We start from the raw sequence: 16891 nt of genomic DNA, 5'->3' as shown, positions 1-16891 counted from the left end.
CTGCCGGATCGGTCCGATAGCGCACAGACCCGGCAGCGCGCCGGCTCTACCGTGAGGCGGAACCTCAAACTTCAGGGCTCTGCATGAACACGACTGCGCCGCTGCGCCCGGCCTGCCCCAGCGCGACAAGGCGAACTCTCCGGCCACTGCGAGCGACGGGCTGCCGCGTCATGCCCACCTGATATGGATGCAAGCAAACCGCCCGCCCCGGCGGAGACCCAGCCGAGCGTCAGCGACACGGACCCGGCGCTGCTGCGACCCGATCTGGCGCTGGTGGCAGGCTCGGCCGACAGCTGGGCGCTGAGCGGCCACTGGACCCTGGCCGGCCTGGGCCTGCGCTTGCCGACCCAGGCCCTGCCCGAAGCCAGCGGCCCGGCGCGAGTGCTCGATGCCACCGCCCTGCGTGCCCTGGACTCGGCCGGTGCCTGGGTACTACGCGCTTGGTTGGGCAGCGCAAAGCCCGCCTTGCAGGGCTGGCAGCCACAAGCCTTGGCCTTGATGAAGGAAGTCCTGGCGCGCGAGCAAGCGCAGCTCGCCAGCCCACCGGACGGCAGCCGGCTGCAGCGCGTGGGCAAGGCCGCGGTCGCCATGGGCCGGCAGGCACAGGCCTTCCTGCACTTTGTTGGCGAGCTCAGTCACGCGGCCTGCCGCGCCCTGCCCCACCGGCGGCTCTGGCGCCTGCGCGCCATCGGCCATGAGGTCGAGATTGGCGGCTACGACGCCCTGCCCATCATCGGCCTGACCTCCTTTCTGCTCGGCGTGGTCGTGGCCTACCAGGGCGCCGATCAGCTGCGGCATTACGGCGCCAGCGTCTTTGTCGTCGAGCTGGTCGGCTACGCCATGCTGCGCGAATTCGCACCGCTGATCAGCGCCATCATCATTGCCGGACGCTCCGGCTCCGCCTATGCCGCGCAGATCGGCACCATGGTGGTGGCCGAAGAGGTCGATGCCCTGCGCACCCTGGGCATCGACCCCCTGCAGCGCCTGGTGCTGCCCAAGATCCTCGCCCTGAGCCTGGCCCTGCCCTTGCTGACCGTGTTTGCAGATTTCACCGGCGTGTTCGGCGGCATGGTCATGGCGCGTTGGCGCCTGGACATCGGCTACGGCGAGTTTGCTGAACGGTTCAGCCGAGTGATGCAGGGCTCAGCCCTGCTGCTGGGCCTGGGCAAGTCCCTGGTCTTTGCCCTGATCATTGCCGCGATCGGCTGCTTCCAAGGCTTTCGCACCCAGGGCAGCGCCGACAGTGTGGGGCGGCAAACCACGCTGGCCGTGGTCCAGGCGATCTTTCTGGTCATCGTCGCCGATGCCTTGTTCTCGGTGCTCTTCAATATGCTGGAGCTGTGATGATGACGACGGCCGCCGCTGACGCCCCCGTGATCGAACTCAAGCAGATCAGCACCCGCTTCGGCAGCCACAGCGTGCACCAGGGCCTGGACCTGAGCGTGCGGCGCGGCGAGGTCCTCGGTCTGGCCGGGGGCAGCGGCTCCGGCAAGTCCGTGCTCTTGCGCGAGATGATCGGCCTGCAGCAGCCCAGCGCAGGACAGGTGCGGGTGTTCGGCCAGGAGCTCGCCGGCCTCGATGCGGCGCAAGGCCTGGCCTTGCGCAAACGCTGGGGCATGATGTTCCAGCGCGGTGGGCTCTTCGGCGCGCTGACAGTGCATGAGAACGTGGCCCTGCCCTTGCGGGAGCACTCGGCGCTCGATCCCGCGCTGATAGCCCGCATCGCCAATTGGAAACTTGCACTGACCGGCCTGCCGGACGACGCCGGAGCGAAGCGGCCGAGCGAGCTCAGCGGCGGCATGCTCAAGCGCGCCGCGCTGGCCCGCGCCATCGCCCTGGACCCCGAACTGCTCTTCCTCGACGAGCCCACCTCCGGCCTGGACCCGGAAAGCACCAGCGGCGTGAACGACTTGATCCTGCGCACCCAGGCCTTGTTCGGCCCGACCGTGGTCATCGTCAGCCACGATCTGGACCTGCTCTGGCAGGTCTGCGACCGGGTGGCCGTGCTCGGCGAGGGCCGGGTGCTGGCCCTGGGCAGCATGGACGAGCTTTCGCGGAGCCCCTTACCCATCGTCGCGGCCTATTTCGACGACCGGCGCTCAGACGCTCAAAACGCGGCCGCGCAGAAGAACTCGGCCACGTCCGAGGAGGCCCCATGAAGCGCCGCCATGGATGACAAGCTCAACTACGCACGCGTCGGTGCCTTTGTGCTGCTGCTGGGCGCGCTGCTGGTGGCCGCCGTGCTGTGGCTGGCCTCGGGCCTGGGCACACGCGAGAAGATGGACCCCTACCAGGCGGTGATCGCGGAATCTGTGGCCGGCCTGAGCATCGACGCGCCGGTCAAATATCTGGGCGTGGACGTGGGCAAGGTCGATCGCATCGGCATCGATCCGCACAACTCGGAGCTGGTGCGCCTGCACTTCCTGGTCCACCATGGCACGCCGGTCAAGCGCGACAGCGTGGCCGTGCTGAAGACCCAGGGCCTGACCGGCATCGCCTACGTCGAACTCAGCGGCGGCAGCGCCGCTTCACCGGCATTGCGCGCCGGCGCCGACGGCCTGGCGCCCATGATCCCTTTCAAGCCCTCGCTGAGCGCGCGCTTGGAGAATGTGCTGAGCTCGGTGCTGAACAATGTCGACCGCGTGTCGAACAATCTCAACGCACTGTTCGATGCCGAGAACCGGGCGGCACTGAAGTCGACCCTGGTCGATGTCGCCGCGCTGGCGCACACGCTGGCCAGCCAGCAGGCGGTGATCAAGGCGGCGCTGGCCGATGCCGCGCGCACGGCGGCGCTGACGGCCCGCGCTGGCGAGCAGCTGCAGCCGGTGCTGGACCGCATCGCCAGCAGCGCGCAAGCCGTCGAACGCATGGCCGATCTGGCCGCTTCGGCCAGCGCCCGCGCCGGCGAGACGGCCGAGGCCGCCACCCTAGGTTTACGCCAGATCGACGGGCAGACCTTGCCCGAGCTGGCCCGGCTGATGGCGGAGCTGCAGCAGCTGGCCGGCGCCCTGCGCCAGCTCAGCGAGCAGACCGCCGTCAGCCCCAACAGCCTGCTGATGGGCAAGCCCAAACCACAGCCGGGCCCGGGAGAACAGGCACCGTGAATACACAGCAGCGCAAGTTCGAGAACAGCTTGGCCGCGGTCGAGACGGCAGGGAGTCTGTGGCGGCCTCGCTGCGGCCTATGGGCCTTGCTCGCCACCGCATCCCTCCTCTTGCCAGCCTGCTCCGGCAGCCTGCTGCCCAAGCCCGATCCACTGCCGGCACGCTTCAGCCTGGACGGCGGTTCAGCGGCGGCCACCGCCCACAGAGCCGCCCCGGGCGCCGCGGACCTCACGGTCGACCTGCCGCGCGCCGCACCTGGCTACGACAGCACGCGCATGCTCTATCTGCGCCGACCGCTGGAGCTGGAGGCGTTCTCCTTCCATGAATGGGTGGCGCCGCCCGCTCAGATGCTGAGCCCTTTGCTGCTGCGCACCTTGCAGCAAGGCGGCAGCTTTCGCATCGTGCTGGCCGCCGCGGCGGCCGCGCCGACCCGCTGGCGGCTGCAGACCGAACTGCTGCGCTTGCATCAGGATTTCACCCAGCGGCCCAGCCGGGTCCGCCTGAGCGTGCGCGTGCTGCTGCTGGACGGCACCACGCGCCAAGCCCTGGCCCAGCGTGAATTCGACATCGTGGTGCCAGCCGCCCGCGACGACCCGGTGGCCGGCGCTGTCGCAGCGCAAGCCGCCACGCAGCAGTGGCTGGAGGCCGTCACAGCGTTCTGCAGCGAGCAGATCCTGTTGCAGGCGCAGCTCGAGCCGACACCGGTGAGACGCGGCGAGCCATGAGCAGGCTCAAGCCGCAAGCGCCTCAGACTTGAGCCGGTGTTCCGGCCACCAAGGGGCAGGTCAGAGCGATGCGAGCGGCCAACTGCTCTCGCAGGGCGCGCAGACCCTCGATGCGTTCGTCGATGTCCTGAAGCTTCTCCGCGAGCAGCTGGGTGATCGCCGGACCAGGCTCTGGGGCGTTCCAGATGGCGGGCAGCTTGTTGCCGACTTCGGCCAAGGTGAAGCCGAGCTTTTGCGCGGTCTTGATGTAGCTGACGAGCGCTTGAACCTCATCAGGATAGTCACGGTAGCCGTTGTCCAAGCGGCGCGAACGGATGAGCCCCTGCTCTTCGTAAAACCTCAGGGTGTCGCGGCTGACGCCGGTGGCGCTTGCAAGTTGGCCTATTCGCATGGTGCTTGAAATTGTGCTTGACCTTGGAGCTAAGCCCAAGCTTGACACTGACATTCACAGCAACTTTTCAGATGACCCCAGTGAAACAAGCCCGATATCTCAGACTCATGAAGACCAGCGCCTGGTACGACCTCGTCGTCACCTGGCCCTTCGCCACCCCTTGGACCTTGGCCCTTCTCTACAGCGGCTTGAGCGCGCTCTCAGAAGCGCTCGGGCTGCCCGGCACCCTGCCCCCTTTGAATGCCACCAGTGTGCTGTTCGGCAACCTCATGGGCTCGGTCGTGCTCGTCTGGTCCCTGGCTCGCATCCTGTCGCCGGCGGTGCGCCTGGGCCGCCTGGACGGCGTGGCGCGCTTGCTGTTCGCCACTTGGCAAATCAACGCGGTCCTGAACGGCGCCGGCGCGATCGTGCTTGCCTTCACGGCCATTGAGCTGCTGTTCGGCATCCTGCAGTTCCTGCCGGTCGAGGACGAAAGGACAGCAGCCGCTTAGACGAGAAAACCAGCGCTGAGCATCAGCAATGGAGGGCCTGTCGCTCCCTGAGCTCACGCGCAGCGCCGGTCGCCGTAGAAGCGAGGCGATATTTTTTGCGGCCTTGTGCATCCAGGCCTCCGGGTCCGCCGTATGGATGGGCACGACGACACAAATCCCTGTGCCGCCCCATCCCCACATCGCCCCAAGGAGTCCTCGCGTGAAGCATTCAATCTCCCCAGTCAAATTCAGTGCCCTGACCCTGGCCGTTTCATTGGCCTTGGCCAGCTTGACCGCAGCGCCCGCCTTTGCCTCCAGCCATCGTGAAGCACCGTTCATCACCACCGTGCCCAAGGTCGACGGTTCCGATTTCTATATGTTTCGCAGCTACGAGGCCAATCGCAGCGACTATGTGACCCTGCTGGCCAACTACTTGCCGCTGCAAGACGGCTACGGCGGCCCGAACTACTTCGCCCTCGACCCGAACGCCCTGTACGAAATTCATATCGACAACAACGGCGACGCCAAAGAAGACCTGACCTTCCAGTTCCGCTTCAAGAACACCCTGTCGAACGGCGGCAGCGGCCAAGCGCTCAATGTGGGCGGCAAGATGGTGAACATCCCGCTGGTGCAGTTCGGCGGCGTCGGCAATGTCAAGGACACCAATCTGCAATTGGCCGAGACCTACAGCGTCACCGTGGTGCGCGGTGACCGCCGCAGCGGCACCGCGCAGGCAGTCACCAATGCCAGCAGCGGCAGCGCAACCTTCGACAAGCCGGTCGACAACATCGGCAAGAAGACGATTGCCGACTACGCCGGCTATGCGGCCAAGCACATCTACACGGTCAATATCCCTGGCTGCAATATGCCGGCCAAGCTGTTCGTCGGCCAGCGCAAGGATGCTTTCGCAGTCAACCTGGGCACGATCTTTGACCTGGTGAACGCACCCGTCGGCGTCATTACCGACCCCAGCCTGATCGGCGCTGCGCCCAACACCATCGACGACAAGAACGTCACCACCCTGGGCCTGGAAGTGCACAAGAGCTGCTTGACCAATGGCAGCGACGACGTGATCGGCGGCTGGACCACGGCCAGCATGCGCCAAGCACGCCTGCTGAACGGCAAGCCGGGCTCCGGCCATCAGGCCAGCGAGAAAGCCGGCGGTGCCTGGGTCCAGGTCTCGCGCCTGGGCATGCCTCTGGTCAATGAGGTCGTCATCGGCCTCAAGGACAAGGACAAGTTCAACGCGTCCAAGCCCAGTGCAGACGCTCAGTTTGCCGATTACGTGACCCACCCGACCTTGCCGGCGCTGCTGGAAATTGCCCTGGCCCTGCCCAACACGGCACCGACCAATTTCCCGCGTGGCGATCTGGTCACCACCTTCCTGACCGGGATCAAGGGCGTCAACCAACCCAAGAACGTGGTCGCATCCGAGATGCTGCGACTCAACACCGCCATCCCGCCGGTCGCGTTTGCACAGCAGAACCGTCTCGGCATCGTCGGCAACATCCTCGCCGGAGGCAATGACAACGCCGGCTACCCGAACGGCCGCCGGCCCAAGGACGATGTGGTCGACATCTCTCTGGTGGCCGTGATGGGCGGCCTGTGCATGGCCAATGGCGACACCGACAAGCTCGGTTTCGGCGCCACTTGCAAGCCTTCCGCTGTGCCGCTGGGCGCCACCTCATTCAAGCTGCATGACGCCGTTGACCAGGCGACCGTGCCCTTGCTGAGCGGCTTCCCCTACCTGAACACGCCGGTTCCTGGCACCAAGTAAACAGCGAGACCACACACCATGAACAAGCAACTCTTGCTGTGCAGCGTTCTGCTCGCTGCCATGGGCCTCACGGCCTGCGGCAGTGGTGGGGACGACGACGCCCCGCCCACCACCCCGCCTCCCGTCGTTCAGCCGCCGGAGCCGGCGACGGACGTGCCGAGCTCGGCCATCGTCTCGGTCGAAGCGTATCGAAGCTACGTCGCCGGCCTGGCCCTGAGCGAAGTCGCCGAGCCGCTGGGCTTGGACAAAGTCACCGAGGCGCCGCTGTCCGAGACGAGTGAGCCGGCCGACATCTGAAGCAAGTCTGACCCAGGGGCCGCCCTTGTGCATCTGCGCAGCGGCGGCCCCATCAAGGATTCAAGTTGAAGACCCAACTCATGCCGCGTCTGTTGAGCCTCTTGGGCCTGTTGAGCGCCCTGCTCCTGCAGCAGCCCGCTAAGGCCGCCCTCTACACGCCGGCCCATGATCAAGAAATCGTGCAGGAGCTGCCCAATCGGCTCCCTGCCAGCGCTCGTGCTCAGCGCCAAGAATTGGCGCGCCGCCCGCAGCAGCTGAGTTTGGCTCTGGCCACAGCGCAAGCGGCCATCGGCCGAGCCCGCAGCCATGGCGACCCACGCGAGCTGGGTGTGGCCGAAGCCGCGCTTGCGCCTTGGTGGGGGCAGGAAAACGCGCCGCCGCAGGTGCGCTTGCTGCGCGCCAGCGTGCGCCAGAGCCAGCATGACTTTGCCGGCTCGCTGCGCGACCTCGACCGACTGCTTGCCCAAGCCAGCCAGCTGCCGCTGCAAGTACAGGCACAGGCCGGCTTGATCCGCGCCTCGGTCTTGCAGGTGACCGGCCAATTGGCCATGGCTCGGCAGGCTTGTGAGAGTTTGACTGAAGCCCGCTTCGCCAGCCTCGGGGCCGCCTTGGCTCTGCCGGCGCAGGCCTGCCTGGCCGAGCTGCGCAGCCTGTCGGGTGAACCCAAGCAAGCGGCTGCTGAACTTGCCGCACTGGCCAAGCAGTCGCCGGATGATGCCTGGCTGTCCTTGTTGAGAGCTGAACTCGCTCAGCGCATGGGCGACAGCGTCAGCGCCGGCTCACGCTACCGCGAGGCCCTGGCGGCCAGCTCAGGCGGCGACATCTACACCCGCGGCGCCTATGCCGACTACCTGCTCGAGCAGGGCCGCCCCGCCGAAGCGCTGCGCGTGGTTGAAGGCGCCGACGCCGAGTCGGATGCCCTGCTCTTGCGCCGCGCGATTGCCTTGAAACGCCTGGAAAGCCCTTTGCTGCCCGCGATCGTGGCGAGCCTGACGGCCCGCTTCGAAGCCGCTCGCCTGCGCGGCGAGAACTACCATGCCCGCGAAGAGGCGCGCTTGGCGCTTGAAGTGATGGGGCAAGCCCAGCCTGCCTTGCAGCTGGCACTGCGCAACTGGGCGCACCAGAAAGAGCCCGCCGACGCCTTGCTGCTGCAACGCGCCGCGCTGGCCGCCGGTCAGCCCGCTGTCGCCGCGCAGGAGCTCCAAGGGCTCGCTCGAGCGGGCTGGGTGGATGTGCGTTGGGCAGCCAACCTAACAGGCAGACAACCATGATGCGCATCATCTCGATCTCGCTTGCCCTGGGCTTGGCCCTGGCCGGGCCCGCACAAGCGCACAAGTCAAGCGACGCCTACCTGACATTTCAGGTGAGCGGCCACACGATTTCGCAGCGCGTTGACATCGCCCTGCAAGATCTGGATCGCGACCTCGACCTGGATACCGACGACGACAAACGCCTCAGCTGGGGCGAATTGCGCAAGCGCTGGCCGGAGTTAGAGCGCCTGGTGGCCGACAGCATCAAGGTGAGTGCCGACGGCCACATCTGCAAGATCGCCAAAAGCTCAGCACCGCAACTCGATCAACACAGCGATGGCAGCTATGCGGTCTTGCAACAGACCCTGCAATGCGCGGCTCCGGTACAGAACTTGGGCGTGGACTACCGGCTGTTTGCCGGCAGTGATGCCAAGCATCGCGGTATTGCGCGGGTCTTGTCGCCCTCGAACGAGCAAAGCGCCGTGCTGGTGCCGGCCCTAGGCCTCAAGACCTTCGAGTTCCATACCGATGCGCAAGATGAGCTGCGCCGGCTGGGCGGCTTCGTGATCGAAGGCATGCACCACATCTCGGTCGGGATGGACCACATCTTGTTCCTGGTCAGTCTGCTGATGGTGGCCGTTTGGCGCCGTGACGGGGCTGCCTGGGTGGCCAGGTCCAGCAGCAGCTCGGCGTGGCGCGAGGCCTTCAAGCTGGTGACCGCCTTCACCTTGGCGCATTCCCTGACCTTGGGCTTCGCAGCAGCCGGCGTCTTGGCTCCGCCCTCGCGCTGGGTCGAGTCCTTGATTGCGGCCAGCGTGCTGGTCGCCGCCCTCGACAATCTGCGCCCCTTTGTGCGTGGACCGCGTTGGCTGATGGTGGCCGTGTTCGGCCTGGTTCATGGCTTCGGTTTTGCCGGGCCGCTGCAAGCTTTGGGCCTGCAGCGCGGCAATCTGGCGCTGCCCCTGCTGGGATTCAATCTGGGCGTTGAATTGGCGCAGCTGCTGCTGGTCGTGCTGATCTTGCCGCTGGCCATTGCGCTGCGCAAGAAGCCGCTGTATGGCCAAGTCTTGGTACGCCCCGGTTCGGCGCTGATCGGCAGCCTGGCCTTGCTGTGGCTGTTGGAGCGCAGCCTGAACCTCAGTCTTCTAGCCTGAGCGACTTGGGCCAAAGCAATTCCCAGGCTCAAGGCGCTCTCGCAAGAGCAGCCATGACTATTTTTTCGGCGGATTGCATCCAAGTCGACGCGGACGGCGTAAGCACGAGGAGATCGCCTCCGCCTGCGTCAGTTTCTCAAACTGGCGGGCCATGCCTCCAACCAAAAACCTTATGCCAGTCCAAACCAATCAAGCCGCGCCCGAGCGATTGCCCGCCAGGCCCTCGCCACTTGGCGGCACAATGCGGCGGCAAGTGCTTTTTCTCCTTGCTCCGGAAGGTGCCCGCTGCGCCTCGGCAAACACCTTGCTTGGTAACTGCAATGGCTCACTTCGCTGGTCCAGCTGAAGCTCCGGACTCCGTCGGCGTCGAGCCCGTGGAATTCGATGATCTGGCCGAAGCGCAAGACTGCGAGGCCTTGCTGGAGGATGGGCGCGCCGACACGGACTTGGCGCCGATACGCGCCCAGCCCAGTGCGGACGAGCACCAATTGCAAGCCTGGCTGGCGCGCATCGTGCACCAGGATGAAGCGGCCTTGGACGCGCTGTACCGCGCCTGCGTGGGTCGCGTCTATGGCTTGGCCCTTCGCATCGTACGCAACCCGGCCATTGCCGAAGAAGTGACCGAAGACTGCTTTTGGCAGGTCTGGCGGCAGGCCCCTCGCTTCGAGCCGCAGCGCGGCAGCGCTTTGGCCTGGCTGCTGACGATCGCGCGCAGCCGTGCCCTCGACGCCTTGCGCGCGCGCCGCCGGGCCTTGGCCAACACCGTGTCGGCCGATGCGCTGGGCGAAGCGATGGATGCCTTGGCAGAGCAGAGCGATGCAGGCTGCGGTGGCGGCCCAGGCGATCCGCATGATTTGCTGGAAGCGGTGCAAAGCCATCAACAGTTGCACCAAGCCTTGGCGCAACTGGAAGCCGTGCCAAGGCAGTTGGTGGCGCTGGCCTTCTTCAAGGGTCTGACTCATGAAGAGATCGCCGGCCAGATCGGCCTGCCTCTGGGCACGGTGAAGTCCCATCTGCGCCGCGGTTTGTTGGCTCTGCGCAAATGCCTGGGACCGCAAACGTCCACGGCTTGATCCTCAGCAGAAATTGACATGAACACTCATTCACGAACGACCTCCGATCTGGCCGCAGACTTGGCCCTGGAGCCCAGCACCTTGCCCGGGGTGGCGCCCGCCGCGGGCCTCGGCCTGCTGCCCGCGCTGGCCGTCGAGCTGACGCCGATCGAACCACCCTCGGAGATGGCCGGAGCCCTGCGCCGGCGGCTGCAGGCGCGCGCGGCGCAAAGCGCTGCCGCCAGCCGGGGCATGACAACTCGTCGCCTCGCCGATGCCGTCTGGCAAGACCTGGCCCCGGGCGTGCGGGTTTACGGCCAGCACCAGGACGAACTCGGCCAGAGCAGCTTGATTCAATTGGCTCCCGGCACTCTTTGGACTCCGGGTGCAGGCGCAGCCGCCCTGCATGGCCCGGACCTGGCCGTGCATGAATTGCTGCTTCTCAGCGGCGAGTTGCGGCTCGATGTAGCAGTGCTGGGCACGCCGACTTTAAGCGCTCAGGACTATCAATTGATCGGCTTGGCCGAACCCTGGCCGGCCGACGCGGGCCTGAGCTCGACATCGGGCGCTCTGCTTTACTGGCGCAGCAGCAAGAAAGCCGTGGCGGCCGCCCATGAATTTGGCCAAACCGCTGCCTCACACCGCGTCGCCGCAGGTGAACAAGGCTGGCAGCCTCTGCGCCAAGGCGTGGAGATCAAGCCGCTGCATGTGGTGGGCGAGAGGATTTCGATGCTGGTGCGTTTCCAGCCCGGCGCCACCGTGCCCGCGCATCCGCATGGCCTGGGCGAGGAATGCCTGATGCTGGAAGGTGATTTGTTCCTCGGTGATGTGCTGCTGCGCGCCGGCGAGTTCCAGTTCGCCCCGGCTGGCACCGGCCATGAGGGGCTTCTTTCTGATGTCGGCTGCTTGCTGTACTTCTGCGGTGCGATCGACCCCGCCGCGGCCGACCCGGCGATGCGGGCCGGCTATTGAACTGACCGCGCACTGAATCCAAGGCCGGTCAGTTCAGCTCTGCACCACGGTCCAATGCTTGGGTTCGCTGCTGCGGCAATGGAGTTGCGCGGCCATGCCGCGCGCGCCCGCCTCCATCACCCTGAAATGGCTCCACTTGAACACGAGACGCAGCAGCGGCGCGGCCACTCGCATCCAGCGCCGGCCTAACTCAACTTCATAACGGTAAGTCACGTCGACCTCTTGCACAGCAGGCGCCAGAGGGGAGCAAGGCACGGGATCCAAGACCCACAAACCCTGGCCCAGCAAGTCACCGCTGGACCGGCCTTCGATCTCGCAGTGGCCGTCTGCCGCTCGTTCACGACGGGTGTTGAGTACATCGATGGTGAAGCGATAGCCGATCGGGCTGCGCCAGATGAAGGCCGCACGCGTACCCGCTTCGCCAACCGGCGCACGCTGCAGCAGACGCACCTGAGATACATGCGGCCACCATTGGGGCCAGCGCTGCAGATCCGTCAGCAGCTCCCAGACCGGCTGGCTGGAACAGGTCATGCGCCAGCGGCTAATCAGGACAAACCGGGCCGCTGCGCTGGGGGAATACCGTCGATGTTGAGAGAGCATGCTCTGCATACGTCGCAGCCGGCTGTTTGGATCAGGTCAGGCACTCTAGAAATTCCATATCCTGGTGCGAGCGAGGCCGTGCAGAGTCAAGGTCAAACTCGAGCAAAGGCGAGAGCAACAGGCTCTTGCCCTGGCTCGCAAGCTTGTTGAGGGCGCGCAGATGACACCCACCGCGTCGGCACGGCGATGAACCCTGGGATTGGCGCAGGCCAAGTCCTTCAGCCCATCGAGCCCGATGCGGCAGCCACGAGATCAACTCACGACGAAACAGCTCGTGCATTGAACCTGCCGCTCGCCTGCTGGGACATACAGGCCGACTTCACGAAAGGTGACGGCGTGCTTTCCATCCTGGTCGCCCACAGTTTTTTCCTGCGCTTCGACGCGAAACAGTTCGAACGCGCCAAACCCTACCCTCCGCTTGCGACTTTGCAAGTTGCCGCCATGCTGGGGCGCCTCGGCCACGAGGTCGACCTGTTCGACGCGATGCTGGCGGCCGGCACGCAGGACTTCAACGACAAGCTCGCTGCCACACGGCCCGACGTCGTGCTGCTGTACGAGGACAACTACAACTACCTCAGCAAGATGTGCCTGGCCAAGATGCGCGAGGCCGCTTGCCAGATGATCGCCAGCGGCCGCCAGTCCGGAGCGCGCATCGTCGTGGCTGGCTCCGACGCCAGCGACGCTCCCGAGGTGTACCGAAACGCAGGTGCGGACGTGGTCCTCCGCGGCGAAGGGCTTGACGTGCTTCCGGCGCTGCTGCACCGCCTGGAACACGGACCAAGACTGGACGACGCGGACCTGGTCGCCGGGTTTGAGCAGCCGATCAGCTTCAAACGCAAAGAGACCACCGAACTTGAAGCACCGGTCGCATGGGAGCTCGTAGACATCGATCGCTACCGCGCCACCTGGGTGGCGGCCCACGGACACTTCAGCCTCAATATGGCCGCATCCAAAGGCTGTTCTTTCCGCTGCGCCTGGTGCGCCAAGCCCATCTGGGGCCAGCGCTACCAACAGCGCAGCCCAGCGGCTGTGGCGGCGGAAATGGTGGAGCTGAAAGAACGCTTCGCACCGGATCACATCTGGTTCGCCGACGACATCTTCGGTTTCCGCGTTGACTGGGTAGAACAGTTCGCGGCCGAACTGGCACGACTCGGCGGCGGCATTCCCTTCTCCATCCAGACCCGGGCCGACCTGAGCACCGAGGCCATGGCCCGGGCTCTCGCCGACGCCGGTTGCCGCGAGGTCTGGATTGGCGCCGAGAGCGGCAGTCAGAAGGTGTTGGATGCCATGAACAAAGGCACCACGGTGGAAGAGATCCTGCAAGCCCGACGGGACTTGCAGGCGGCAGGCGTGGGCGTGGGCTTCTTCATCCAGCTCGGCTATCTCGGCGAAGGCCTGCCTGAGCTGCTGCAGACTCGCCAGTTGATCGAGGAAGCTCGGCCCGATCACATCGGCGTCAGCGTCTCCTACCCGCTGCCAGGAACAAGCTTTCACGAGCAGGTCAAGGCCCAGTTGGGCAGCAAGACCCATTGGGACGACAGCGCCGAGCTGGCCATGATGTTCCGCGGCAGTTTCAGCACCGAGGTCTACCGCGCCGTGCGCGATCTCTTGCATGAACAGGTGGACCTGGGCCGATTGGACGCCTCAGTTCGCCAGCACGCGGGCGACGAAATCAGGCGCCGCTGGTCCCAGCTGATCGACACCCTGCAACCGGCTGCGGCGCTCATGCCATGAGCAATCCCTTCACGGCCAGCGCCCCGGCACGAGGATGGCTGCCGCGGCGCAGCTCCCAGCCATGAAGCCGCGCGCAGCGTTGGGCAAACACAGCCCAGCCGGGCTGGCCGGCCGCATAGGGCTGGCTCAGCTGCAGGCGATGCAAAAGTTCATCGGCGTCGAGGCGCCGCAGCAGTTCACCGTCGCCCGCCGGCTCCGGCGCCGCGAACACCAGATGCGCCAAGCGCAGCGGCTCTGCGGCCAGCGACGCCCAGCCACCGCGCAGATTCAGTTCGTATTTCTCGACGCCGCTGCGTCGGCGGATGACCGGTGCGGCTTGGATGCGTTGGCGCTGCGCTGCATCGTCCACCCAGCGCAACGCGTCCTGGCGCAGGTGCAGGAAATTCGCGATGCCCGTCGCGCGCAGCGTCAGCGGGTCGACGAAGCTGGCATCCTCGGTCAGGAAGTCCAGTCCCTCGCCCAGCGCGTGCAGGGTCAAAGTCGATTTACCGGCGCCGCTCTCACCGATCAACAGCGCGCCAATGCCGCCCAGACCCACGCAGCCCGCATGCAAAGCCAACTGCCCTTGTGTCCGGCAGGCCAGTGTGAAGACGGCGAACTCGATGAGTTCATAGCGCACGTGATAGGGCCACGCCAGGAGCGCGCGCGACACCTGCACGACGGCGCGGCCGGCGGCTGTATTCACCAGCGCCAGGTTGTTCGCATCCATAGCTGCGCCCAACAAACCGGCTCCGCCCAACATGCGTGCAGAGGGCGGCTCAGGGCTGAACTCTGCGCCTTCTTGCACCAATCGAAGCTCGACCTGCAGCGCCGGCCCGCCCATCGCATGCGCCGGCAAACCGGCGTAGGCCTCATCCGCCAGGGCCAGCAGTTCGGCACTGTCGCTGCAGAACTCGAGCTCAGCGCCGAGCAGAGTGAAACGGCGGCGCAGAGGCAAGAAAGCTTGTTCGGCAAACGGGTCGGCAATCTGCCGGGGATCGGGGCGCCAGGTGCTCATGAAGGAGTCGTCCGTGAAGGAAGTTGAGATGGAGAAAGATACGGCGATGCCGGCAGCTGTGCTGCGGGCCGCGCTGAAAGCCACGACGGAGCGTCTGTCCGCTGAGCTGGCCCAGGCCACGCACCAAGCGCCAGCCTGGAGTGATTTCGAATGGCGGGCTGCGATGGCCGTGTCCGTCATGCATGGCGTGAGCGCGCTGCTGGCCAATCGGCTTCAGTGGGCGGGGCCGCCGGCCTGGCAGGCCTTTTTGGCCGAACAGGTCGAGCAGGGGCGCCGCCGCGAGCGCCGGGTGCGCGCCTTGCTGGAGCGCCTGCACCTGGCGGCGCGGGACGCCGGTCTGCCGCTGCTGGCCATGAAGGGCTCGGCCCTGCTGCATCTGGGCATCTACTGCGAGGGCGAACGACCCATGAGCGACGTGGACCTGCTGGCTCTGCCGGTCCACCTTGCTGCCAGCGGCCGCTTGATCCTCGCCGCCGGCTACGCAGTCGGCATCACCAAGCGGCGCCACATCGCCTACGAGCCGCTGCAGCAAACGGCCGAGCGCGCCTTTGGCGAGCACGAGCACAACCCGATCAAGATCGAGCTTCATGAAGCCGTGCGCGAGCCACTGCCGCTGCGCGAGGTCGACATCACAGCGGGGCTGCTCGCCCCCGGCGCCAAGCCGGGCTTGAACGCATACGCCAGCCCCGCAGCGCTGATGCGCCATCTGCTCCTGCATGCAGCAGGCAATCTGTGTGTTCGCAGCGTCAGACTGATCCAATTGCACGACATCGCGCAGCTCGCCGAGCGCATGAACAGCGCCGATTGGAACGAAGCGCTGGCTCCGGCCAAAGACGGCCGCGCCGCTTGGTGGGCCGTGCCCGTGTTGACACTGACGCAGCGACTGTTCCCCTTGCAGTTCCCTGAGCCCATGAGCGCCCGCCTGACGCCCAGCATCGCTGCAGCGTCTGCAGCATGCCCGCCCTGGCTGCGCCGGGCCAGCGGCCGCTGGCAGTTGGCCGACGTGTCGCTGTCGCGGCTGGACATTCCGCTGCTGCCGGGTGTCGAATGGTCGCGCGGGCCTGCCGATGCGCTGGGCCTGGCGTGGCGGCGGCTGCATCCACCGGAGCAGGCCGCCACCGCGATGATGCTGCAAGGCCAGCATTCCCTGGCCAGCTCGGAATGGACGCGCCGGCCGCACTGGCGCAAGGCGCTGAGCTTTGTGCTCGGCGCGCAGCCTCGGGCGCAGACGCTGTATTCCATGCACCGCGCCCTCAGCTACCGACCGGCCAACTCGGCATGAAGCTGCCCGAACTGCTCATGGCTGAAGTCGGCATCCTCGGCGCGCGCCAAGCGCTGAGCTTCGCGCGCCAGGCGCAGCCGCAAGGCCTCATCACCGTCCACACGGGCGATCAGCGCCGCCAGCCCCTGCACATCACCCGGTGCCACGACCAGCGCCGCCTGCGGCGCCCACTCGGTCAAATGGCCCACGGCGGTGCCGACGCTGGGCACGCCAAGAACGGCGGCCTCGAGCATGGCCAGCGGACCGGCTTCATGGCGGGAACTGACGACATACAGATCGGCACGCGCAAGCATGGGCCGCATTTCAGCCTGGGTCAAAAAGCCATGAAAGCGCACACGACCGCTGACCCCCAGTTGCGCAGCGAGCGCCTGCATCTCGCCGTTCAAGGTGTCCTCGCCTATCACGTCGAGCTCAGCCCTCGGCACTTGCGCCAAAGCACGCAGCAGGGAGCTCTGGTCCTTCACACGGTTGAGGCTGGCCACCTGCACGAGGCGCAGCGCGGCACCGGCCACGCGCGGTCGTGGTTCGCTGAGCGGGAATTCGGCGAGGTCCACGCCCAGCGGCAGGCGTTGACCCGCATGACCCAGCGCAGCCAATTGATCAAGCACCGGCCGGCTGGCCGCCGTCAGCACATCAGCGCCGCGCAGCACCAGGGCCTCGCGCAGGCGACCGCGCCACGCCAGGCGGCCGCCATAGCCGATGTCGTGCAAGGCCACCAGTTCGCCACCGGCCACATGCACCGCACTCGGCAGCCCGAGCAATTTTGCTGCAAGCACAGCCACGAGTCCGGCGGGGCCCGACCAGATCGACTGAATGAGTTCGAAGCGGCCGCGCCGGTGCTCCTTGGCAATGGCCCACAGGGCACGGGCCTGACCCAGCGCCATGCTGGGCCCACCGATGTTGAGCACGCGCGCGCCGCACAACCACCACTGGCCCGGAGCGGCTTCCTGCCGCAGCGCGAACACATGCACCTCGTGCAGCACGGCCAGGCGCTTGAGCAAAGACAACAAAGCCGGTACCACCCTCACCTCGCCGGAGCGATCCACACCGCCTGGCACCACGATCGCGATCTTCAAAACAAGCCCT

At 66.4% G+C, this 16891-nt stretch carries 17 protein-coding genes; 13 read left to right on the top strand and 4 right to left on the bottom strand.

Annotated elements, in window-relative coordinates:
- The first annotated feature begins 183 nt into the window (after nucleotides 1-183).
- Genes LNV23_RS08495 through LNV23_RS08480 form a run of 4 tightly spaced genes read left to right on the top strand, consistent with a single transcriptional unit; the run spans nucleotide 184 to nucleotide 3829 of the window.
- Nucleotides 184-1344, top strand: coding sequence for an MlaE family ABC transporter permease (locus LNV23_RS08495; protein ID WP_263562580.1), 1161 nt, complete (start codon nucleotides 184-186; stop codon nucleotides 1342-1344).
- Nucleotides 1344-2159 (top strand): ABC transporter ATP-binding protein, encoded by an 816-nt coding sequence (locus LNV23_RS08490; protein ID WP_263562579.1) that lies wholly within the window; start codon nucleotides 1344-1346, stop codon nucleotides 2157-2159. Before LNV23_RS08495 ends, LNV23_RS08490 begins: the two co-directional genes overlap by 1 nt.
- Before the next feature lie 9 nt (nucleotides 2160-2168).
- Nucleotides 2169-3104, top strand: a complete 936-nt coding sequence (locus LNV23_RS08485; RefSeq protein ID WP_263562578.1) for an MlaD family protein — start codon at nucleotides 2169-2171, stop codon at nucleotides 3102-3104.
- On the top strand, nucleotides 3101-3829 hold the full coding sequence (locus LNV23_RS08480) for an ABC-type transport auxiliary lipoprotein family protein (RefSeq protein WP_263562577.1): 729 nt from the start codon (nucleotides 3101-3103) through the stop codon (nucleotides 3827-3829). Before LNV23_RS08485 ends, LNV23_RS08480 begins: the two co-directional genes overlap by 4 nt.
- A gap of 22 nt (nucleotides 3830-3851) precedes the next feature.
- On the opposite strand, the gene LNV23_RS08475 is transcribed toward LNV23_RS08480, so the two are convergent.
- The gene (locus LNV23_RS08475) at nucleotides 3852-4220 is read right to left on the bottom strand and encodes a MerR family transcriptional regulator (protein ID WP_263562576.1); all 369 of its coding nucleotides are present in this window, start codon (nucleotides 4218-4220) and stop codon (nucleotides 3852-3854) included.
- 71 nt (nucleotides 4221-4291) lie between these two features.
- Between LNV23_RS08475 and LNV23_RS08470 the strand changes: the two genes are divergently transcribed.
- The 7 genes from LNV23_RS08470 (at nucleotide 4292) to LNV23_RS08440 (ending at nucleotide 11192) form a co-directional block, all read left to right on the top strand.
- Complete coding sequence (locus LNV23_RS08470) at nucleotides 4292-4711, top strand: hypothetical protein (protein ID WP_263562575.1); 420 nt, start codon at nucleotides 4292-4294, stop codon at nucleotides 4709-4711.
- A 199-nt stretch (nucleotides 4712-4910) separates the two neighbouring features.
- The gene (locus LNV23_RS08465; protein ID WP_263562574.1) at nucleotides 4911-6467 is read left to right on the top strand and encodes a DUF4331 domain-containing protein; all 1557 of its coding nucleotides are present in this window, start codon (nucleotides 4911-4913) and stop codon (nucleotides 6465-6467) included.
- Between the two features lie 18 nt (nucleotides 6468-6485).
- Nucleotides 6486-6764, top strand: coding sequence for a hypothetical protein (locus LNV23_RS08460; protein WP_263562573.1), 279 nt, complete (start codon nucleotides 6486-6488; stop codon nucleotides 6762-6764).
- A gap of 65 nt (nucleotides 6765-6829) precedes the next feature.
- A complete protein-coding gene (locus tag LNV23_RS08455; RefSeq protein ID WP_263562572.1) occupies nucleotides 6830-8035 on the top strand; it encodes a hypothetical protein in 1206 nt (401 codons plus the stop codon).
- A complete protein-coding gene (locus LNV23_RS08450) occupies nucleotides 8032-9168 on the top strand; it encodes a HupE/UreJ family protein (protein ID WP_263562571.1) in 1137 nt (378 codons plus the stop codon). The genes LNV23_RS08455 and LNV23_RS08450 overlap by 4 nt, the downstream gene beginning before the upstream one ends.
- A gap of 374 nt (nucleotides 9169-9542) precedes the next feature.
- Nucleotides 9543-10241, top strand: coding sequence for a sigma-70 family RNA polymerase sigma factor (locus LNV23_RS08445; RefSeq protein WP_263562570.1), 699 nt, complete (start codon nucleotides 9543-9545; stop codon nucleotides 10239-10241).
- 18 nt (nucleotides 10242-10259) lie between these two features.
- Nucleotides 10260-11192, top strand: coding sequence for a cupin domain-containing protein (locus tag LNV23_RS08440; RefSeq protein ID WP_263562569.1), 933 nt, complete (start codon nucleotides 10260-10262; stop codon nucleotides 11190-11192).
- 33 nt (nucleotides 11193-11225) lie between these two features.
- On the opposite strand, the gene LNV23_RS08435 is transcribed toward LNV23_RS08440, so the two are convergent.
- The gene (locus LNV23_RS08435; RefSeq protein ID WP_263562568.1) at nucleotides 11226-11723 is read right to left on the bottom strand and encodes an SRPBCC family protein; all 498 of its coding nucleotides are present in this window, start codon (nucleotides 11721-11723) and stop codon (nucleotides 11226-11228) included.
- 348 nt (nucleotides 11724-12071) lie between these two features.
- Here LNV23_RS08435 and LNV23_RS08430 point away from each other — a divergent pair, with 348 nt between their 5' ends.
- A complete protein-coding gene (locus LNV23_RS08430; RefSeq protein WP_263562567.1) occupies nucleotides 12072-13526 on the top strand; it encodes a B12-binding domain-containing radical SAM protein in 1455 nt (484 codons plus the stop codon).
- Here the strand turns inward: LNV23_RS08430 and LNV23_RS08425 are convergent.
- A complete protein-coding gene (locus LNV23_RS08425) occupies nucleotides 13516-14523 on the bottom strand; it encodes a phosphoenolpyruvate carboxykinase (ATP) (RefSeq protein WP_263562566.1) in 1008 nt (335 codons plus the stop codon). The genes LNV23_RS08430 and LNV23_RS08425 overlap by 11 nt on opposite strands.
- A gap of 13 nt (nucleotides 14524-14536) precedes the next feature.
- Here LNV23_RS08425 and LNV23_RS08420 point away from each other — a divergent pair, with 13 nt between their 5' ends.
- Nucleotides 14537-15805 (top strand): nucleotidyltransferase family protein, encoded by a 1269-nt coding sequence (locus LNV23_RS08420; RefSeq protein ID WP_263562565.1) that lies wholly within the window; start codon nucleotides 14537-14539, stop codon nucleotides 15803-15805.
- On the opposite strand, the gene LNV23_RS08415 is transcribed toward LNV23_RS08420, so the two are convergent.
- Complete coding sequence (locus LNV23_RS08415) at nucleotides 15781-16881, bottom strand: glycosyltransferase family 4 protein (RefSeq protein ID WP_263562564.1); 1101 nt, start codon at nucleotides 16879-16881, stop codon at nucleotides 15781-15783. The two genes, LNV23_RS08420 and LNV23_RS08415, sit on opposite strands and share 25 nt — an antisense overlap.
- Nucleotides 16882-16891 lie beyond the last annotated feature (10 nt).

Source organism: Kinneretia sp. DJ1R-11 (assembly GCF_025717595.1).
Taxonomy (GTDB): Bacteria; Pseudomonadota; Gammaproteobacteria; order Burkholderiales; family Burkholderiaceae_C; genus Paucibacter_A.
Note: the sequence above shows the minus strand (reverse complement) of the source record. Positions and strands in the feature narration are given on the sequence as shown.